The organism is Amycolatopsis sp. NPDC005232 (assembly GCF_040607795.1).
Lineage (GTDB): Bacteria > Actinomycetota > Actinomycetes > Mycobacteriales > Pseudonocardiaceae > Amycolatopsis.
The window spans coordinates 132177-150824 of sequence record NZ_JBEXHL010000002.1 but is presented as its reverse complement, the minus strand read 5'-3'; the positions used below and the strand labels follow the sequence as shown (position 1 = coordinate 150824).

At 69.6% G+C, this 18648-nt stretch carries 24 protein-coding genes; 9 read left to right on the top strand and 15 right to left on the bottom strand.

All coding sequences use genetic code 11. The features are described from left to right. Together ABZU76_RS04365 and ABZU76_RS04360 are read right to left on the bottom strand one after the other, a co-directional pair. Nucleotides 1-855: a 3-hydroxybutyryl-CoA dehydrogenase gene (locus tag ABZU76_RS04365; RefSeq protein WP_354864974.1), complete on the bottom strand. Its 855-nt coding sequence runs from the start codon at nt 853-855 to the stop codon at nt 1-3. Between the two features lie 103 nt (nt 856-958). Then, nucleotides 959-1147, bottom strand: coding sequence for a DUF3073 domain-containing protein (locus ABZU76_RS04360; protein WP_354864972.1), 189 nt, complete (start codon nt 1145-1147; stop codon nt 959-961). A 207-nt stretch (nt 1148-1354) separates the two neighbouring features. Between ABZU76_RS04360 and ABZU76_RS04355 the strand changes: the two genes are divergently transcribed. Beyond that, the gene (locus ABZU76_RS04355; RefSeq protein ID WP_354864970.1) at nt 1355-2251 is read left to right on the top strand and encodes a hypothetical protein; all 897 of its coding nucleotides are present in this window, start codon (nt 1355-1357) and stop codon (nt 2249-2251) included. Here ABZU76_RS04355 and ABZU76_RS04350 read toward each other — a convergent pair. The 3 genes from ABZU76_RS04350 to ABZU76_RS04340 are packed head-to-tail and all read right to left on the bottom strand — an operon-like array spanning nt 2232 to nt 4949. After that, the gene (locus tag ABZU76_RS04350) at nt 2232-3170 is read right to left on the bottom strand and encodes an asparaginase (protein ID WP_354864968.1); all 939 of its coding nucleotides are present in this window, start codon (nt 3168-3170) and stop codon (nt 2232-2234) included. The two genes, ABZU76_RS04355 and ABZU76_RS04350, sit on opposite strands and share 20 nt — an antisense overlap. Further along, nucleotides 3167-3733, bottom strand: coding sequence for an aerial mycelium formation protein (locus tag ABZU76_RS04345; RefSeq protein ID WP_220245067.1), 567 nt, complete (start codon nt 3731-3733; stop codon nt 3167-3169). Before ABZU76_RS04345 ends, ABZU76_RS04350 begins: the two co-directional genes overlap by 4 nt. 49 nt (nt 3734-3782) lie before the next feature. Beyond that, nucleotides 3783-4949, bottom strand: a complete 1167-nt coding sequence (locus ABZU76_RS04340) for a folate-binding protein (protein ID WP_354864966.1) — start codon at nt 4947-4949, stop codon at nt 3783-3785. 31 nt (nt 4950-4980) lie between these two features. Here ABZU76_RS04340 and ABZU76_RS04335 point away from each other — a divergent pair, with 31 nt between their 5' ends. Then, nucleotides 4981-5826 carry an aminodeoxychorismate lyase gene (locus tag ABZU76_RS04335; RefSeq protein WP_354864964.1) on the top strand — a complete coding sequence of 282 codons (846 nt, stop codon included), beginning with the start codon at nt 4981-4983 and terminating at the stop codon, nt 5824-5826. Here the strand turns inward: ABZU76_RS04335 and ABZU76_RS04330 are convergent. The 4 genes from ABZU76_RS04330 to ABZU76_RS04315 form a co-directional block, all read right to left on the bottom strand. Continuing rightward, complete coding sequence (locus ABZU76_RS04330; RefSeq protein WP_354865971.1) at nt 5808-6251, bottom strand: hypothetical protein; 444 nt, start codon at nt 6249-6251, stop codon at nt 5808-5810. The two genes, ABZU76_RS04335 and ABZU76_RS04330, sit on opposite strands and share 19 nt — an antisense overlap. A gap of 5 nt (nt 6252-6256) precedes the next feature. After that, a complete protein-coding gene (locus ABZU76_RS04325; protein ID WP_354864962.1) occupies nt 6257-7105 on the bottom strand; it encodes a biotin-dependent carboxyltransferase family protein in 849 nt (282 codons plus the stop codon). Continuing rightward, nucleotides 7105-7713 carry an allophanate hydrolase subunit 1 gene (locus ABZU76_RS04320; RefSeq protein ID WP_354864960.1) on the bottom strand — a complete coding sequence of 203 codons (609 nt, stop codon included), beginning with the start codon at nt 7711-7713 and terminating at the stop codon, nt 7105-7107. Before ABZU76_RS04320 ends, ABZU76_RS04325 begins: the two co-directional genes overlap by 1 nt. Nucleotides 7714-7939: 226 nt before the next feature. Continuing rightward, a complete protein-coding gene (locus tag ABZU76_RS04315) occupies nt 7940-8554 on the bottom strand; it encodes an FABP family protein (RefSeq protein ID WP_220245062.1) in 615 nt (204 codons plus the stop codon). 320 nt (nt 8555-8874) lie between these two features. Between ABZU76_RS04315 and ABZU76_RS04310 the strand changes: the two genes are divergently transcribed. Continuing rightward, nucleotides 8875-9222 carry a MerR family transcriptional regulator gene (locus ABZU76_RS04310; RefSeq protein ID WP_354864957.1) on the top strand — a complete coding sequence of 116 codons (348 nt, stop codon included), beginning with the start codon at nt 8875-8877 and terminating at the stop codon, nt 9220-9222. A gap of 45 nt (nt 9223-9267) precedes the next feature. Here ABZU76_RS04310 and ABZU76_RS04305 read toward each other — a convergent pair whose 3' ends face one another. The 6 genes from ABZU76_RS04305 to ABZU76_RS04280 all read right to left on the bottom strand — a co-directional run bounded on the left by ABZU76_RS04305 (nt 9268) and on the right by ABZU76_RS04280 (nt 12514). After that, the gene (locus ABZU76_RS04305) at nt 9268-9576 is read right to left on the bottom strand and encodes a DUF1416 domain-containing protein (protein ID WP_220245061.1); all 309 of its coding nucleotides are present in this window, start codon (nt 9574-9576) and stop codon (nt 9268-9270) included. After that, on the bottom strand, nt 9577-10413 hold the full coding sequence (locus ABZU76_RS04300) for a sulfurtransferase (RefSeq protein ID WP_354864955.1): 837 nt from the start codon (nt 10411-10413) through the stop codon (nt 9577-9579). It abuts the gene before it with no gap. A 33-nt stretch (nt 10414-10446) separates the two neighbouring features. After that, on the bottom strand, nt 10447-10878 hold the full coding sequence (locus ABZU76_RS04295; RefSeq protein WP_220245059.1) for a DUF4395 domain-containing protein: 432 nt from the start codon (nt 10876-10878) through the stop codon (nt 10447-10449). A gap of 81 nt (nt 10879-10959) precedes the next feature. Beyond that, nucleotides 10960-11058: a putative leader peptide gene (locus ABZU76_RS04290; protein WP_326567015.1), complete on the bottom strand. Its 99-nt coding sequence runs from the start codon at nt 11056-11058 to the stop codon at nt 10960-10962. A 102-nt stretch (nt 11059-11160) separates the two neighbouring features. Continuing rightward, entirely contained in the window at nt 11161-11607 is a 447-nt protein-coding gene (locus tag ABZU76_RS04285; RefSeq protein WP_354864952.1) for a thioredoxin family protein, read from the bottom strand. A 7-nt stretch (nt 11608-11614) separates the two neighbouring features. After that, a complete protein-coding gene (locus ABZU76_RS04280) occupies nt 11615-12514 on the bottom strand; it encodes a DUF2993 domain-containing protein (RefSeq protein WP_220245057.1) in 900 nt (299 codons plus the stop codon). Between the two features lie 178 nt (nt 12515-12692). On the opposite strand from ABZU76_RS04280, the gene ABZU76_RS04275 reads away from it, so the two are divergent. The 6 genes from ABZU76_RS04275 (at nt 12693) to pstB (ending at nt 18576) form a co-directional block, all read left to right on the top strand. Next, nucleotides 12693-13430 (top strand): response regulator transcription factor, encoded by a 738-nt coding sequence (locus ABZU76_RS04275; RefSeq protein WP_220245056.1) that lies wholly within the window; start codon nt 12693-12695, stop codon nt 13428-13430. A 76-nt stretch (nt 13431-13506) separates the two neighbouring features. Further along, entirely contained in the window at nt 13507-14406 is a 900-nt protein-coding gene (mshD, locus tag ABZU76_RS04270) for a mycothiol synthase (RefSeq protein ID WP_354865969.1), read from the top strand. A 223-nt stretch (nt 14407-14629) separates the two neighbouring features. Beyond that, nucleotides 14630-15760, top strand: coding sequence for a phosphate ABC transporter substrate-binding protein PstS (gene pstS / locus ABZU76_RS04265; protein WP_220245055.1), 1131 nt, complete (start codon nt 14630-14632; stop codon nt 15758-15760). 198 nt (nt 15761-15958) lie between these two features. Continuing rightward, nucleotides 15959-16879 (top strand): phosphate ABC transporter permease subunit PstC, encoded by a 921-nt coding sequence (pstC, locus tag ABZU76_RS04260; RefSeq protein ID WP_354865967.1) that lies wholly within the window; start codon nt 15959-15961, stop codon nt 16877-16879. Nucleotides 16880-16881: 2 nt separating this feature from the next. Further along, nucleotides 16882-17796 carry a phosphate ABC transporter permease PstA gene (pstA, locus tag ABZU76_RS04255; RefSeq protein ID WP_354864949.1) on the top strand — a complete coding sequence of 305 codons (915 nt, stop codon included), beginning with the start codon at nt 16882-16884 and terminating at the stop codon, nt 17794-17796. 3 nt (nt 17797-17799) lie between these two features. Beyond that, entirely contained in the window at nt 17800-18576 is a 777-nt protein-coding gene (pstB, locus tag ABZU76_RS04250; protein ID WP_285971696.1) for a phosphate ABC transporter ATP-binding protein PstB, read from the top strand. Nucleotides 18577-18648: the final 72 nt, after the last annotated feature.

The window sequence follows — 18648 nt, the reverse complement described above, 5'->3', positions numbered from 1 at the left end:
TCAGTAGGTGTAGAAGCCCCGACCGGACTTCTTGCCCATCAGACCCGCGTCGACCATGCGCAGGAGAAGCGGCGGGGCCGCGTAGAGGGGCTCCTTGAACTCGTCGTACATCGAGTCCGCGATGGCCTTCACCGTGTCGAGGCCGATGAGGTCCGACAGGCGCAGCGGACCCATCGGGTGGGCGGTGCCGAGCTCCATGCCGCGGTCGATGTCCTCGGCGGTGGCGAAGCCGGACTCGACCATGCGGATCGCCGAGAGCAGGTAGGGCACCAGAAGGGAGTTGACGATGAAGCCGGCGCGGTCCTGGGCGCGGATCACCGTCTTGCCCAAGGCCCCGGCGTGCTCCTCGGCCCGGCGGGCTGTGTCGTCGCCCGTCAGCAGCGACGGGACCAGCTCCACCAGTGGCAGCACCGGCACGGGGTTGAAGAAGTGGATGCCCACGACCTGCCGCGGCCGGTTCGTGGCCATGGCGATCTTCACGATCGGGATCGACGAGGTGTTGGACGCGAAGATCGCGTCTTCCCGGGAGACGATCTTGTCGAGCTGCCCGAACACGTCGACCTTGGCCTGCTCCTGCTCGAGGATCGCCTCGATCACGAGGTCACGGTCGGCGAGCTCGGCCAGCTCCGTGGTGAAGCGCAGCCGGCCCAGCGCCGCATCGGCGTCCTCGGCCGACAGCTTGCCGTTCTTCACGCCCCGCTGCAGCGACTTCTCGATGCGCGCCTTGCCGGCGTCGAGAGCAGGCCGGCTGACCTCGGTGATCACCACGTCGAAACCCGACTTGGCGTGCACCTCGGCGATGCCCGAGCCCATCTGCCCGGCACCCACCACGCCGACTCGCTGAATGTCTGTCACCGGCTAGCTCCTTCGTCACGCAGGCACAGAAAATGGGCAGCACGCGACGCGCGAGGGTGGTGCCGGGCAGTGCCCGGACTCCACCCTCGCGTCTCGCGTCTGCTCAACGCCGGTATTCGTCGTACCCGTCGTCGTACGGGTCCTCGTTGTCGTCCTGGTCCTCATGCCCGTTGCCGGGAGAGGAATCACTCGACAGCTCGCGCTGCAAAGCATCGAAATCGGTGTCGTGGGAGCTGTACTTGAGCTCGCGCGCCACCTTCGTCTGCTTGGCCTTAGCCCGGCCGCGCCCCATGGCTCGACCCCCTCGCACAGGGGCGGGGCGGCCGGGGGAATCGGCGGCCCCGCATCGTCTCGACAGTTCTTTCCTGGTCACACCGTACCGTGTCCCGGGGGTTCGATGCGACGTGGCACGGTGTGCCGGTGGCGACAGTGTCCGCCGGACGCCGGTTACCGGCCTGTCGGGGGTGATCCGCGCAGGTGGGCGTGCCACGATGCTCAGGTGCTCCGTCCCTTCGTGGCGTATCTGAGGGTGTACGAACCCCTGCTCGCGCTCGGTGACCCGCCCGACGACCGCCTGCGTGAAGCCGTCGCCGCGGCGAAGCTGCGCCGGGCCGCGATCGGCGAACGCGAGCAGGCTGTGTGGCTCAAGTCACAGGCCGCCGCGCCCGCCCGGTTGCTGCCCGCGGAGCTCGCCGACGGCCGGCCCGCGCCGAGCTTGCTGACCGACGTCCTCGTGCTCGACCCGGCGGAGGTGCCGGCCGGCCACCCCGGCGCCGGCCCGTTCGTCTGCCCGCTCGAACTGCGCGCCCGCGCGGCCGCCGCGCTGGTGACGTTCCTCGGCGACACGACCCCGGCGTTGAAGAACGCCGTGCTCGACGCCGGCGGGGTCTCGGCCGACCGTGCCCGCTCGCGCACGAAGGCCGCGATGGCCGACCTGACCACGGCCGCCGCCCACACGCTCACCACCACCTGGACCGTGCCGCTGCCGTGGTTCGTCCTCGTCGACCCCGACGAGCGCAAGCTCGTGCTCGGCTCCGGCCAGGACGATCCGGTACGCGAGCTTTCGTGGCGCATGTCGATGTCCGACGCGCTGACCCGCGCGGCCGAGGCCGGCGAGCTGATCGAGGCCGCGTTCGGCGACTCCGGTCCGGGCCGCGTGCTGTCGCAGACGCGCCAGTGGCTGGAGAGCTTCGACCCGGACTCCGTAGTGGAATTGGACTACGGCGGTCTGGTGCAGCTGTTCGCCGATGCGATCCTCGAGTCCGACACCACGGCCGAGGAGGTCCACGACATCCTCGAAGCCCTGCGCACCGGCAACGTCGAGGAACTGGCCGAGCTGTTCTCGGAGCTGCGAGAGTTCTGGGGCGACCTCGCGGCTAGGGAGCGCTCCAACTGACGCGCAGCCGGCCCACGGGCCGGCCACCCCCGAGCACGGGCGGGTTCGCGAGGGCTTCGAGGTCGGAGACGTCCACGCCCAGGTACGCGAGCACCGCCACAGCCAGCGGCGCGCAGCCACGCTTCGCGCCGTCCGACATCTTCAGCGCCACCGCCGTGCCGTCGGCCAGTGCGAAAGCCAGCACGCCCTCGGCGCCGATCTTCGACAGCAGCCCCGGCACCGCGCCCATCAGTGCGGTGTCCTCCCGGTCCGTGCCGGCGACCAGCCACGGGTGCGCGCGCATGGCGTCGGCGACGCGCAGTTCTTCGGACCCCGCGGAAGCCTGCACCAACCGGCCGAACGCCCGCGCCAGGCCGGTGAGCGAGTAGGCGAACAGTGGCGCACCGCAACCGTCGACGCCGGTGGTGGCGATCGGTTCCCCGGTCAGCTCCACCACGGTGTCGGCGAGTGCCTTCTGCAACGGGTGGCCCGGCTGCTCGTAGCCGTCGGTCGGCCAGCCCGCGGCGACGCAGGTGGCGAGCATCCCGGCGTGCTTGCCGGAGCAGTTCATCGTGACGCGCAGCGGTTCGGTCGCCGCGTGCATCGTCGGCTCGTGCAGCGGGTACGCGGGCGGGCAGGCCAGCGCCGACTCGTCGAGGCCGGCCGCCGCAAGCATCGCCGCAACGCGCTCGACGTGGCCGGGTTCGCCGGAGTGGGAACCGCAGGCCAGCGCGAGGTCCGCGCCGTCGTGGTCCAGGCCGGCGCGCAGCATGCCGACACCCTGGAGGGGTTTGGTCGACGACCGCGGGAACACCGGGCTCGTCACGTCGCCGACCTCGTGGATCACGCTGCCGTCCGGCGCCGTGATCACGAGCGAACCGCGGTGCACGCTTTCCACGAGGCCGGACCGCTCGACCTCGACGAGAACCGGTTCCGTCACTCTTCGGTGCGTCCGAGCTCGGAGTCGAGCAGCTCGTCGACGGTCGCGGAGCCGCGCTGGTAGCGGCCGGCGATCTCGGCGTTGAGGGTGTCCATCACGCCTTGCACCTGGCGCCGGAACGTGGACACCGAAGACTCTTCGGTGGCGTACGTGTCGAGCGCGGAGGCGAGCTTGCCGTCGGAGAGCGTGCCGACGTCGGTGAGGTCCGTGTCGCCGATCAGCGCCTCGGCGTGGCGGCGGTGCTCGCCGGCGCGCGAGGGTTCGAGCTGCTGGTGGCGCCCGGAACCGGTGGCGGGGCCGAGCGCGTTGTCGGCGAGGATCGTGGCGAGCTGGTCGACGATGCTGTTGACGCCACCGGACGACCGGCGCTGCTGCTCCGCGCGCACGATGTCGATCCGCGCGTGCAGCAGCCGGCGCAGGTACGAGAGGTCGGTCTCCTCCTGCGCGGCCTCGTCACGGCGTTCGCGCAGCACCGGCAGCGGCAGGTCGCCGAGTCCGGTGAGGTATCCCGGGGCGAGGACGCGGTCGATCCGCCGTCGCCCACCGGGACGCACTTCGATCACGGGCACATCCTGCTCTAGATTCCCCGACAATGCTACCGCCGGGTTCACTTCAGCCCCGCAACCGTTGTGCGGCCTCCCGACCAGGGGCGGCGTGCTCACCCGGCACGGAGTCCGGGTCCACGATGGCCTGAACGGTGCGGTCAGTGTTGTTTTCAGAATCCTCGGCCGCGTCGTCTTTCCCCAGGCCGGCCAGCAGTTCCGCGCCCGCGGGCACGGAGCGCTTGACCAGGGCCAGCGCGATCGGGCCGAGCTCGTGGTGCTGCACGACGGTGCCCACGCGGCCCACCACGCGTTCGCCAAGGCGCACCGGGTCACCTGTTTCGGGCGTGATCTCGGGTGAACCGTCGAGGTGCAGCAGTGCGAGGTAGCGCGGCGGGCGCCCGACGTTGTGCACCTTCGCGACGGTTTCCTGGCCGCGGTAGCAGCCCTTCGCCACGTGGGCGGCGCTGCCGATCCAGCCGACCTCGTGCGGGATGGCGCGGTCGTCGGTGTCCACGCCGACCCGCGGGTGCCGCGATTCCACGCGCAGCGCGTCGAACGTCCAGCTGCCGGCCGGGCGTGCGCCCGCGTCGGTGAGGCGCTGCCACCACGTCGCGAGCTCTTCGCGCGGCACGAGAAGGTCCACACTGGACCGAGACGGCCACGGCATGCGGCGCGCGAAACCGCCGCCGGGCAACGCCGACACGGAATACGGCTCGGCGCCGACCTCCACCCCGACCGCGGTGAGCACACGTTCGGACTCGGGCCCGAGCACGGTGAGGACGGCGAGTTCCGTTGTGGCGTCGCGGATCTCGACCTTCGACCAGAACTTCATCGCCTCGAGGTATTCACGCAACGTCTGCTTGCCGCCCTTGGGCAGCGCGCTCGTCGCGACGGGGCCGGGGTCGCTGTCGAGCCAGACGGTGCCGTCGAGGTGCGCCAGCACGAAGTGCGTGTCGACGTGGCCCTGGCTGTCGAGCACGAGGGCTTCGGTGCCGGACCCTTCGGGCAGCTCCGTCACGTGCTGGGAGATCACGAGGTGCAACCAGCTCAAGCGTTCTTCGCCTGAAACAGCCAGGACTTCGCGGTGCGAGCGGTCGATCACGACCACGCCGCGGGCGGCGGTGCGCTGCTCGGCGAACGGATCGCCCCAGTGCCACGGAACTCCCGCCTCGGGGTGTCCGTCAGGCGCGGCGATCGAGCGGGGGGCTTCGAGCAACGGCGAGCGGTAGGCCATAACCACAAGACTAGGTGAGTACCGTGACACTATGCGCGTCCTCGCCTTCCTCGATGGAACCCTGGCCGACCCCGAAGCCGCCCACATTCGTGTGGACGACCTCGGTTTGCTGCGCGGAGACGGGGTGTTCGAGACCATCCTCGTGGCTGATAAAAAACCGCGAGAACTGCGTCCGCACCTCGACCGACTCGCCCGTTCCGCGGCGATGCTGGAGCTGCCGGCGCCCGACCTCGCCGCCTTCGAGACGGCCGCCCGCGCCGTGATCGACAGCTGGGCCGGTGGCCGGGAAATCGCGTTGAAACTCGTGTACACGCGGGGTGTCGACGGCGATCCGGCCGGCACGCCGACCGCGTTCGCCATCGGCATGGAGATCGACGAGAAGGTGCGCCGCGCCCGCGCCGAGGGCGTCGCCGCGGTGACGCTGGAACGCGGCTTCGGACCCGAGGTCGCCGAGCGTGCGCCGTGGCTGCTGCTGGGCGCGAAGACCGTTTCGTACGCCGTGAACATGGCCGCCCTGCGCGAGGCCGGCCGTCGGGGCGCACAGGATGTGATCTTCACCGCTGCCGACGGTTCCGTGCTGGAAGGCCCGACGTCCACGGTCGTGCTGGCGCGCGAGCGCACGCTCTACACGCCGCCGTCCACCGTCGGGATCCTGCCGGGCACCACGCAGGCGGCGCTGTTCCGCGGTGCGGAGAAGGCGGGCTGGACGGTGAAGGTCGAGCCATTCTCCGCCGCCGACCTGGCGACGGCCGACGGGGTGTACCTCGCGTCGTCGGTCCGGCTCGTCACCCGCGTGCACACGCTGGACGGCGCCGCCCTGCCCGACTCGGCGGAGCTGCACCGCGAGCTGGTGGCGGCCTACGAAGGCGAGTACTGAGCCGGCGCCTCGCTGATCACCACGGCGGACGCGCGCACGCCTTCGGCTTCGTAGGCGGCGATCTTGTGGTGCCCGACCAGGATCAACGGCCGGGTGCCCGACAGCACGACGGCCACGGGACGGTGGCCGGTCCGGATCGCGGTGCGGTAGTAGGCGACGCGCGCCTCGTCGTCGGGCGGCCAGGTCGCGGTGGGCACGAGGGGCTCGTCGGAGTCGAGGCGAGCGGGGCCGTCGACCTGGTAACACCCGTCGACGAGCAGGGCCAGCAGGTCGCGCAGGGTCTCGGCCAGCGGACGCCGCAGCTGCCCCGTGGCCAGCGCGATGCGCAACGATTGCGGCAGCTCCACCTGCGCGTCGCCGTTCCGTTCCAGGACCCTGTTCAGCTCCAGGACACCTGTCCCACCCGTGACCGTTACCCGTTCCACGCTCATCAAGACGAGCGGAACCGCACAGAGGTTCCAGGGCGTGCCTGAGCGAGTGCGCCGAGTGACCCGCGTCTCACCACGGCGGCCACCGGGTAGCCGCCGGTCGTGGGGTGGTCGGCGAGGAAAACGACGGGCAGGCCGCTCGGCGGGACCTGGATCGCGCCGGTCAGGAGGCCCTCGCTGGGCAGCTCGGCGGTGTTCGCGCGCCGCAGCGGTGGGCCGTCGAGGCGCAGGCCGACGCGGTTGGACTGCGGCGTCACCGTCCACCACGCGCCGAGGCCCTCGACGAGGTCGGTGAACCAGTCGTCGCGCGGGCCGAGGACCACGGGCACGACGAGCCGTTCGGGTGCCGAGGGGGCGACCACCACATCGGCTCCCGCCGGCACTCCGGTGACCGCGCCGAGTGGCAGCGAAACGCCGTCTTCGAGGGGTTCCGGCCCGATGCCCGACAGGACGTCCCGCGAGCGGCTGCCCAGCACCGGCTCGACGCCGATCCCGCCCGAAACCGCCAGGTAGCTGCGCAAACCGGCCGACGGGTGACCGAGCGCAAGCGTTTGCCCCTCCCGTAGCGAGACGGCCGAGTGGGAACCGACGTGCCGGTCGTCCACCTGCACCGGCACGAGGGGTCCGGTCACGGCGACCGTGCACGGCGCCGTCGCTCGCACAGTAAGCCCACCCAGCAACGCTTCGATCCCGGCAGCGTCCTCGGGATTGCCGACCAGGCGGTTGCCGAGGCGCAGGGCGGCGACGTCGAGAGCACCGGAAGGGGGCACGCCGAGGTGTGCGTATCCGGGCCGGCCGAGGTCCTGCACCAGCGCGAGCGGTCCCGTGTGGACGATCTCCAGCGCGCGCATCACACGCTCCGGAAGCGCACGCGGTCACCGGGCGCGAACAGCGCGGGCCGCTCGGCGGCCGGGTCGAACAATGTCGCGTCGGTGTGCCCGAGCAGCCGCCAGCCGCCGGGTGACTCGCGCGGGTAGACGCCGGTGAACTCGCCCCCGATGCCCACGGACCCGGCGCGGACCTTCGTGCGCGGGGACTCGAGCCGGGGTTGCCGCAGTGCGTCCGGCAGCCCGGTCAGGTAGCCGAAACCGGGCGCGAAGCCGGTGAACGCGACGGTGTACTGGGCCTCGGTGTGCAGCTTGACGACGTCGGCCTCGGAGACCCCGGCATCGCGCGCCACGAGCGACAGGTCCTCGCCGTCGTAGTGGACGTCCAGCGTGACCTCACGCGGCGACCCGGCGGGCGGGTGCGTGAGGTCGGCGCCGTCGAGCAGCTCCCGCACCGACTTGAGCGCGGGTGACCCGGGCTCCACCACCACCAGCAAGCTGCGGGCCCCGGGCACGAGGTCGGCGATCCCGTCGACGCCGGCGGCCTCGACCGTGGCCCGCGCGGCGGTCATCTGCGCGAGCGAGTCGCAGTCGAGCAGGGCGGCGTGCTCGCCGCAGGGCCGCCAGAGCATGGACAGAGCGTACTGTGCCGATCGTTACCAATCCGACCACAGTCACGGCCGAATGGCGTCGTAGCAACGGTTACGTGCCGCGTGGGGGTCGGCCTGCTTTTGGCCGGATTGGTAATTCAGAGCCGATCGTTACCAATCCGACCACAGTCACGGCCGAATGGCGTCGCAGCAACGGTTACGTGCCGCGTGGGGGGCCTGCTTTTGGAAGGATTGGTAACGGCCCTGCTCAGCCGACGACGCGGTGCAGCAGAGCCGACACGTGCGGCTGCATCTCCTGGCCCATCATCGCGCGCTCCTCGACGTAGCCGAGGCTGCCTTCGATGAGGCCGTAGAGCCGCTGCGCCGCGGTGACGTCCTTGGCCGTGGCCGTGCGGATCACCGCGTCGGTGCCCAGCTCCCACGACGTCTGGTTGCGCGGCTTGCCGTAGTAGAGCTCCACGATCCCGGAGCTGTGCGTGAGCAGCAGCTCGATCGTGTCGTCCTCCTTCGGCCGCCAGAACCCGCTCTCGCGGGCGGCGGGGCGGATGACGTTGCCCTCGTCGTCGAGCAGCCACGCGCGGGCCTCGTGCGTGAGGAACGGGCGGCCGTCGTGCGCGATGGTGAGCTGCTGCGCGAACTTGACCGGCCCCTCGATGGTGGGGTAGTCGACCTCGCCCTCACCGCGCCAGACGCCGACCATCGGCAGCAGCGCAAGGCACGCGTCGTTCAGGTTCGGGCCCTCGCGCAGGTTGGCCGTGTCGTTGGGGATCGGCAGGTCGTCCCACAACGGCAGGTTGCGCGCGCGGGTGCTCGCCGCGCGCTCCTCCGCGGCCGCGATGGCGTCGTCGCCACTGGCGGTCATGGTGCTCAGCGCTGGTCGGCGTACAGCCGGTAGACGACGTAGCAGGCGAACCACACGATGGCGACTGCCGCCAGGGCCAGCAGGATCGTAAACAGGGTCTCCACAACGAGGACAATAGTCGGCCCGGCGCCCTCCGGCTCCGCGCAGGGTCGTCGCGGTGAGCACAGTCACGACGAGCAGCACGCCAACGGCCACGGCCATGGCCGCTTGCAGGCCGGCCGTCAGGTTCGCGCCGTGCGCGAGGAGGCGCCGAGCGCGGCCACCCCGAGGGCCGTGCCCGTCTGGCGGGCGGCGTTGACGGTGGCCGACGGTCCACCGGGATGTGGTCCATCGGAGAGACGGCCGCGAAGCTCGGCGTCGCGGTGTCGGCGCTGCGCTGCTGCGACGAACGCGGGCTCGTGCGCCCGGCCACGCGCCGGTCGGGCAAATGCCTCTACGGCGAGGCCGAGCTGCACCGGCTGACCATCGTGAAGATGTTGCAGGACACGGGTTTACTCAGCCTCGATGACATCGCGCTGATCATCGGCGGCCCCGAGGCCGGCGACTGGCGCGCCGCGATTCGCGTGCGTATCGAGGAAATCGTGGAGCAGCGCCGGAAACTGGCGGTTGCGGAGACGTGGCCATCGCAGCGCGGGTACACGGATCGGGTCCTGAACGAAGAAAAGTGAAGGGGCCCCAGGAAAAATCCCTGGGGCCCCTTCACGAAAAGCGAGTCAGCCGACCGAGATCGCCAGCTGGTGCAGGCCCGGACCTTCGGCGGTGACGGAGGCCTCGCCGTTGCCCGTGCGGTGCAGCGCGCGCACCGTCCACGAGCCCGGCGCGGCGTAGAAGCGGAAGTCGCCCTCCGGCGAGGCGACCACCTCGCCGGTGAAGTCGCCGCCGCCGTCGAGCAGGCGCACGAACGCGCCGCCCAGCGGGCCGTCGGAGCCGGTCACCTTGCCGGCCAGCACGACCTGACCGTTGGTGTCGAAGTCAGCGGGCGTGGCCACCTGGACCGGGGCGCCGCAACCGTCGTCAGCCATCTATTTCGCTCCCAACTCGACCGGCACGCCGACCAGCGAGCCGTATTCCGTCCACGAACCGTCGTAGTTCTTCACGTCGGAGTAGCCGAGCAGCTCGTGCAGCGCGAACCACGCGATGGACGAACGCTCACCGATGCGGCAGTACGCGATGGTGGCCTTCGCGTTGTCGATGCCGGCCTCGGTGTAGAGGTCCTTGATCTCGTCTTCGGTCTTGAAGGTGCCGTCCTCGTTGGCGACCTTGGCCCACGGCACGTTCAGCGCGCCCGGGATGTGGCCCGGGACCTGGGACTGCTCCTGCGGCAGGTGCGCCGGGGCGAGCAGCTTGCCGGAGAACTCGTCGGGCGAACGCACGTCGACGAAGTTCTTCGCGCCGATGGCCTCCACGACCTCGTCGCGGAACGCGCGCAGCGAGAGGTCCTGTTCGTTGGCGTGGTACTCGGTGGCGTCGCGCTTCACGTCGTCGGCGTTGAGCTCACGGCCGTCGAGCTCCCACTTCTTGCGGCCGCCGTCGAGCAGCTGCACGTTCTGGTGGCCGTAGAGCTTGAAGTACCAGTATGCGTAGGCGGCGAACCAGTTGTTGTTGCCGCCGTAGAGGACCACGCGGTCGTCGTCCGAGATGCCCTTCTCCGAGAGCAGCTTCTCGAACGCGGCCTTGTTCACGAAGTCACGGCGCACGCCGTCCTGCAGGTCGTTGCGCCAGTCGAGCTTCACCGCACCGCGGATGTGCCCGGCGTCGTAGGCGGTCGTGTCCTCGTCGACCTCGACGAACACCACACCGGGTGTGTCCAGGTTCTCCTCGGCCCACTGAGTGGTGACCAGGGCGTCTTCACGGCTCATGGAAGCGAACTCTCCTTCTGGTGTTTGGAACTGCTAGGAAGCCCGCGCGGGGCTGAAGCGCTTGAGCAACAGGTACATCTCGCAGCCGAGGCAGAAGTTGAACGCGCCGTTGAGGAACGCGGCGAACAGCGCGAACGCCGTCGCGACGATGCCGAGCGGGGCCACGCCGGCGACGAAGCCGATCGTGCCCACGAGCGCGAACACGAAGCCCACGGCCTGCGCGAACCGCAGCGGCGCCGCGTCCTCGCGCTCGGTCGGCGGGCCGAGCCGCGGCGCGACGAGCGCGCGGTACAGCACGGAGTACGGCGCCGGCTTCAGACCGACGAACGCGCCGATCGCGAAGATCACGGTCTGCAGGGCCAGCAGCGGCCACCACTGCGTCACGAGCACCACGGCGAGCACGACGGTGGTGATGATCGCGGCGAACCGCGGGCCACGCGGGTCGACAGCCGGTCCGGCGGGCATGGTTCCTCCTGCTGAGGGCGAGGCGAGGGGCGTGCGAGAGCACGGACGGTAGAGCGTGCGAAAACCGGCGGACGACGTGCTTCAGCGCCGGCGCGACGAGCGCGGACACAAGCTGCTGCGCACGCGGCACAAATCCACCGCGCGGCGCTGCGTCAGGAGGGTGATGGGCAGCTCGTCCACGTCAGCGAGGGTACTCAGTGCTCCAACCGGCTGGGAACCGCGTTCATACCTTGGGACGAGTCCCGCCCATTGGGAAACAGCCGGTGAGGCGGTCTCCGCCGGTCAGCGAACGTCGGCTTCGGCCAGGTGCGGACGCAGTGCTTCGAGCAGCTCCGGGCCCTTCGGCACGCCGCCCACGCGCAGCAGCTCGCGGCCGTCGGCGGTCAGCGCGAGCGTGGTGGGGGTGCGCAGCACGGACAGGGCGTGGGCCACCTCGGGCTGCTCGGTCACGTCGAGGTCGACGTGGTGCAGCCCCTCGGTCTTGTCGGCCAGCGCCGACAGGATCGCGCGCGTGTGGCGGCACGGCGCGCAGAACGTGGTGGAGATCTGCACGAGTGTGACGGCCGAGGCCGGGTCGAGCGCTTCGGCGACCGGAGCGGGCAGTTGGGCGAGGTCGCGGGCCGCGGCGGCCGGTTTGGCCGCGCGCACCCGTCCGTTGCGGGCCTTCAGCAGCAGGCCGGCCAGAACCGCGACCACCAGCGTGGCCAGCAGCACCCAGGCTCCGGTCACCGGGCACTCACCCCTTCGACGTCGTCAGGTCCGAGAAGTTCACGTTGGTCGCCTCGCCCGTGATCGTCACGGAACCGCTGTCCACGCGCACCGCGGTCGGGGTGACCGAGAGCGGCAGCGTGCCCGTGTCGATCGAGGCGCGGAAGTTCGGCAGGAGGGCCTTCTGCACTGACTCCGGAACGACGGTGGTCTCGTGGTCATTCCCGAACTGCAGCCGGTGGGGGGTGATCGTGATCGTCTTGTCCTTGAGCTCGATCAGCGCGAAGCAGAAGATCTCCACCTTCTGACCGGCCACCTGCACGTCACCCGACAGGCGCATGCCGGCGGTGTTGCCGTCCTCCGGCTCGCCCGCCGCGTTGGTGGGGGTCGGGTCCGGCTCCTGGCCCTGGTCGGTGTCGCCGTACTTGACGTAGGCCTCGGTGCTCTGGTCGATGCGCAGGTTCTGGATCTTGTCCAGCGGCGAGATGCGCGCGATGTCCGACGCCTTGATCGTCACGGCGCCGGTGAGCTTGCCGATCTTCACGTTCTTCGTGTTGCCCGCGGTGAGGTCGGACAACGGCGCTGTTACGTCTTCGAGCTCGGCGCTCACGCCAAGATCGCGCAGCTCACCGCCCACGGGCACGCCGTCGGCCGATACGGTGATGTGACTGTAGTCACCCGAGAGCGCCTGCGTGAGGAACGGGAAACCGTGGATGTCGACCGACGGGTCGTCGGTCAGGCCGAGCTGCTCGCGCGCCTTCTGGGAGATCGTGTGCTCGGCGAACGCGGCGGCCCCGAAATCGGCTCCGACCAGCAGGATCACGATGACCCCGAGCACGATTACCCAGCGGCGGACGCGCCGTCCGCGACGCCGGTTGTCCGGCCGAGGAGCCGGTCGGTCGTCCCGCGTCACGGGCCTGCTCACCATCGCGTCGGTTCTCCTGTTCGTCGGGGGCCGGGGCGCTTCCTGGGGTTCGGCCAGGTGTGATCGATCCAGCACGAGCTAGGTGACGTGTTGTTCACCCGGTATTCTCACTCAGCATCGACCGAGGCCCACGTTCGAGGCCGTGCGCCAGGCCCTGACTTTGTGAAGGCGGTGTGGCTCCATGAGCCTGGACCTTCTGGTACTTACCGCGGAAGCCGACCCCACCTCTGTGCTTCCCGCGCTGGATCTGCTGCCCCACACCGTACGCGTCCGCGAGCCCGAGGTGACGGCCCTGCTCGACGCCGGGCACCGCGACGTCATCCTGCTCGATGCCCGCAGCGACCTCGCCTCGGCGAAGAGCCTCTGCCGCCTGCTCAAGGGCGCCGGCGACGACGAGGCGAGCACGCCTGTGATCGCCGTCGTCGGCGAAGGCGGCCTGGTGGCCGTGAGCTCCGAGTGGCGCACCGACGACATCCTCCTGCCGACCGCGGGCCCCGCCGAAGTCGACGCGCGCCTGCGGCTCGTGACGACCCGCGACGGCGTCTCCGGCCAGGTCGAGGCCGAGCTGCGCGTGGGCGACCTCGTGATCGACGAGGCCACCTACACCGCGCGCCTGCGCAAGCGCACCCTCGAGCTCACGTACAAGGAGTTCGAGCTTCTGAAGTACCTCGCGCAGCACGCCGGGCGCGTCTTCACCCGCGCGCAGCTGCTGCAGGAGGTCTGGGGCTACGACTTCTTCGGCGGCACGCGCACGGTCGACGTCCACGTGCGGCGCCTGCGCGCCAAGCTGGGCCCGGAGCACGAGCAGATGATCGGCACCGTCCGCAATGTCGGCTACAAGTTCGAGCGCCCGGCGAAGTCCGGTCCGAAGCAGCCGGCGCCGGCCATCGAATCCGTGCCCGAGTACATCAACCGCTGACGCGCGTGATTCCCCCAACGAGCCCCTTCACGCGGCGCCGCGCGTGGGTAATGTCGGCTTCGTGGCGGAAACAGAGCTGACGGGCTGGACGGCCGAACTCGGGGCTGACGCGGCGGAAGCGGTGCGTGAGGTGCTGCTCGCGGCGAAGGCGGCCGACGGGCGGCCCGAGGTCGACGCGACCGGTCCTTTGCCGCGCGAGTTCGCGGGCGGGCTGCACCTGCTCGCGCGCCTCGACGGCAAGCCCGCCGGCTACGCGCACCTCGACACCGAGGGCGACTCCTACGGCCGCCAAGTTGCGGAGGTCGTGGTGCACCCCGACTACCGCCGCCGCGGTGTCGGCACCGCGCTGGCCCGCGAGCTCGACGCGAAGGCCGCCGAGGGCGCCCGCGTCTGGGCCCACGGGGACAGCGCCGCGGCCGCCGCCCTGGCGAAGGACTTCGGCCTCGGCCGGCAGCGCGAGCTGCTGATCCTGCACGTCGAGGTCGAAGGCGCCGACTGGCCCGAACCCGTGCTGCGCGAAGGCCTGCGGCTGCGCACCTTCGTGCCGGGGCAGGACGAAGAGGCCATGATCGCCGTCAACGCGCGCGCGTTCGACTGGCACCCGGAGCAGGGCGCGTTCAGCGTCGACGAGCTGCGCGCCGAAGAACGGCAGCCGTGGTTCGACCCGGCCGGTTTCTTCCTGGCGGAGAACGAGAACGGCGACATTGTCGGCTTCCACTGGACGAAGGTGCACGAGCCCGTGCCCGGCCGCTTCGGCGGTGGGCCGGTCGGGGAGGTCTACGTCGTGGGCGTCGATCCGGGCACACAGGGTGGCGGTCTCGGCAAGGCGCTGACGCTCGCAGGCCTGCGGTACTTGCGCGAGAAGGGATTACGCCAAGTAATCCTTTACGTCGAGGGCGACAACGCACCGGCACTGGCGGTCTATTCGAAACTCGGGTTCACGCGTTTCGAAACCGACGTTCAGTACGGTCGGTAGTCACCGTCGACGGGGGCATGCCCCGTGTTACTTTCTGCGTACATGCAGGTCACGGCAGGGACACGACACCCTTTCGGCGTAGTCGCCCTGCTCACATACGGTGCCTTGTTCACTTTGCGTTCATGTGAGCAAGGGGGACCGTCCATCGGGGCTGCCTAATGTCCGGATCCGGCGCGCTGAGACGCGCGCCGATCCGGCGAAGTCTCCGAGTGGAGGAAATGCAGTGAAGATCATGCGGCCCCTTGGTGCCGTGGGCATCGTGGCGAGCGCCGCCCTGGTGCTCGCTGCCTGTGGTAGCGACCCTGCGGCGAGCAACAGCAGCAACTCCAGCTCGGCCGCCGCCCCCGCCGCCACCGGCACCGCGCAGGTCGACTGCGGTGGCAAGAGCCCGCTGTCCGGTGAGGGCTCGACGGCTCAGAACAACGCCATCGACGTCTTCAAGCTCGCCTACGGCAAGCAGTGCAGCGGCCAGCAGGTCAACTACACCGCCAGCGGCTCGGGCGCGGGTGTCAAGCAGTTCAACGGCAACCAGGTCGACTTCGGCGGCACGGACTCCCCGGCCACGGGCGCCGACCTCGAGGCCGCCAACAAGCGCTGCGCCTCCCCGGCGTGGAACATCCCGATGGTCGTCGGCCCGGTGGCCGTCGGTTACCACCTGTCGGGTGTCGACAAGCTCGTTCTCACGCCGTCCGTGATCGCGAAGATCTTCAGCGGTGGCATCACGAAGTGGAACGACCCGGCCATCAAGGCGATCAAGGGCAACGAGAGCTTCACGTTCCCGGACAAGGCGATCCAGGTCGTCTCCCGCTCGGACGAGTCGGGAACCACCGACAACTTCCAGAAGTACCTCGGCGCGGCTGCCAAGGCCGACTGGACCAAGGGCGCGGGCAAGAAGTTCAACGGTGGCGTCGGTAACGGTGCTTCCGGCTCGAACGGTGTCGCCACCACGGTCAAGGGTGCCGACGGCTCGATCACGTACGTGGAGGGCGCTTTCGCCAAGGACGGCGTCACCCCGGCCCTGATCGACAGCGGCTCCGGCGGCGTCGAGCTGTCCGCCGAGAACGTCGCGAAGTCCCTCGACTCCGCGACCTTCCTGAACCCGGGCTCCAACGACCTCGCGCTCGACCTGAACAAGATCTACGCGAGCAACGTCGCCGGTGCCTACCCGCTGCTGCTCACGACCTACGAGCTGGTGTGCTCGAAGTACTCGAACCCGGACGTCTCGAAGGCCGTCAAGGCGTTCCTGACCACGTCGGCGACGACCGGCCAGCAGCAGCTGTCGAGCAAGGGTTACGTGCCGATCCCGCAGAGCCTGCAGGACAAGGTGCTGACCGCCGTCAAGGCGATCTCCTGACTTATCCTCGACTTGGCTGAATAACAAGTACACGCAGGACCTAACCAGTCGATGAGCGAGTCATCCTCGACGCGAACGCCCACCGGCACCCCCGGTGGGCGTTCGTCGTCCGCCCGAGCGTTCCCGGAGGATCCGATTTCGGACACAACATCCGCGCCGGCGCCCGAAAGGCCACCCGCGCAGGAGAAGCCGAAGAAGGTGCGGGCCGGTGACCGCATCTTCCAGAACCTGACCACCGGGGCCGGCATCTTCATCGTGGCTCTGATCGGCCTGATCGGGATCTTCCTGATCATCCAGGCCATCCCGGCGCTGCGGGTCGACAAGGTCAACTTCCTGTTCAACCACGGGTGGTCGACGAACGACCCGGAGAACATGGCGTTCGGCATTGCCGACCTGTTCGAGGTCACCGTGGCCACCTCCGTGGTGGCGCTGATCATCGCCATGCCGGTGTCGCTCGGCATCGCCCTGTTCCTCACCCAGTACGCGCCGAAGCGGCTCGCCCGCGGGTTCGCCTACGTGATCGACCTGCTGGCCGCCGTGCCGTCGATCATCTTCGGCCTGTGGGGCATCATCGTGTTCGCCCCGACGATCGAGCCCTTCTCGCTGTGGGTGAACTCCACGTTCTCGTGGTTCCCGCTCTTCGCGCCGGGCAACGTGCAGCCCAACGTGCGCGGCACGATTTTCACGGCCGGCATCGTGCTGGCGGTGATGATCCTGCCGATCATCACGTCGCTCTCGCGCGAGGTCTTCGAGCGCACGCCGACCCCGCACGTCGAAGGCGCGCTGGCGCTGGGGGCCACCCGCTGGGAGGTCATCCGCACCACGGTGCTGCCGTTCGGCAAGGCTGGTTACATCGGCGCGTCGATGCTGGGCCTCGGCCGCGCGCTCGGTGAGACCATCGCGCTCGCGGTCATCCTGCTCATCCCGCAGGGCCGCAACTTCGACTGGAGCCTCTTCGACGGCGGTGCGACGTTCGCGTCGAAGATCGCCGCGAACTACAGCGAGTTCAACAACGCCACCTCGGCCGGCGCGTACATCGCAGCCGGTCTGGTGCTGTTCGTGCTGACGTTCCTGGTGAACTTCGCCGCCCGCTCCATCATCAGCAAGAAGGGGGACTGAGCATGTCCACAACGCTCGAACGTCCCGCTGTTACCCCCGCGTTCCAGCAGGTCAGCCTGGCCCGCAAGGCCAAGAACGGCCTTGCCACCGTGCTCGTGTGGCTGGCGTTCCTGATCGCCGTGGTGCCGCTGGTGTGGGTGCTTTACACCGTGGTCGTCAACGGCATCAAGCGGATCCCGTTCTCGAACTGGTGGACCGAGGACTTCGGCTCCGTGCTGAGCGACGAGGTCGGCGGCGGTGTGCTGCACGCGATCATCGGCACGCTGGAGCAGGGCCTGATCTGCGCGGTCATCGCGGTGCCCATCGGCCTGCTGGTGTCGATCTACCTGGTGGAGTACGGCCGCGGCAAGCTCGCGAAGGCCACCACGTTCATGGTCGACATCCTCTCCGGCGTCCCCTCGATCGTGGCCGCTCTGTTCATCTACGCGCTGTGGATCACCACGCTCGGCCTGCCGCGCAGTGGGTTCGCGGTGTCGCTGGCGCTGGTGCTGCTCATGATCCCGGTGGTCGTCCGCTCGTCGGAGGAGATGCTGCGGATCGTGCCGGACGATCTGCGAGAGGCGTCCTACGCGCTGGGCGTGCCGAAGTGGAAGACGATCATGAAGATCGTGCTGCCGACGGCGATGTCCGGCATCATCGGCGGCATCATGATGGCGCTCGCCCGCGTGATGGGCGAGACGGCTCCGCTGCTGGTCCTCGTGGGCTACTCGGCCTACGTGAACTGGAACCCCTTCGACGGTGAGCAGGCCGCACTGCCGCTGGTGATGAACAACGAGCGCGTGACCAACTCGCTCGACCCCGGGAGCGTCGGCTTCGACCGGATCTGGGGCGCGGCGTTGACGCTCGTCATCATCATCGCGATCCTGAACTTGCTCGCCACCCTGCTCTCCCGGCTCCTCGCCCCGAAGAAGAAGTGAGTCATGGCCAAGCGAATCGACGTCAAGGACGTAGACATCTACTACGGCAAGTTCCACGCCGTGGACAGCGTCACGCTGAACGTGCCGCCGCGCAACGTCACCGCGTTCATCGGGCCGTCGGGCTGCGGTAAGTCGACCGTGCTGCGCACGCTCAACCGGATGCACGAGGTCATCCCGGGTGCGCGCGTCGAGGGCGAGGTGCTGCTCGACGGCGAGGACATCTACGCGTCCGCGGTGGACCCGGTGCAGGTGCGCCGCACGATCGGCATGGTGTTCCAGCGCCCCAACCCGTTCCCCACGATGTCGATCAAGGACAACGTGGTGGCCGGGCTTCGCCTGGGCGGCACCAAGAACCGCAAGCAGCTCGACGAGATCGCCGAGCGCGCGCTGCGCGGTGCCAACCTGTGGAACGAGGTCAAGGACCGGCTCAACAAGCCGGGCGGCGGCCTCTCCGGTGGTCAGCAGCAGCGGCTCTGCATCGCCCGCGCCATCGCGGTGCAGCCCGACGTGCTCCTGATGGACGAGCCGTGCTCCGCGCTCGACCCGATCTCGACCCTCGCCATCGAGGATCTGATCGGTGAGCTCAAGAAGGAGTACACGATCGTCATCGTCACGCACAACATGCAGCAGGCGGCTCGTGTTTCCGACCAGACGGCGTTCTTCAACCTGGCCGGCGTCGGCCAGCCCGGCCGGCTGGTCGAGCTGAACGACACGGAGAAGATCTTCTCCAACCCGGACGAGAAGGCGACCGAGGACTACATCTCGGGCCGCTTCGGCTGATCGTTCGCTTCGGTCCGCGGCAAAACGGCCCCTCCATCCGATGTGGACGGAGGGGCCGTTCTCGTTTGTCGT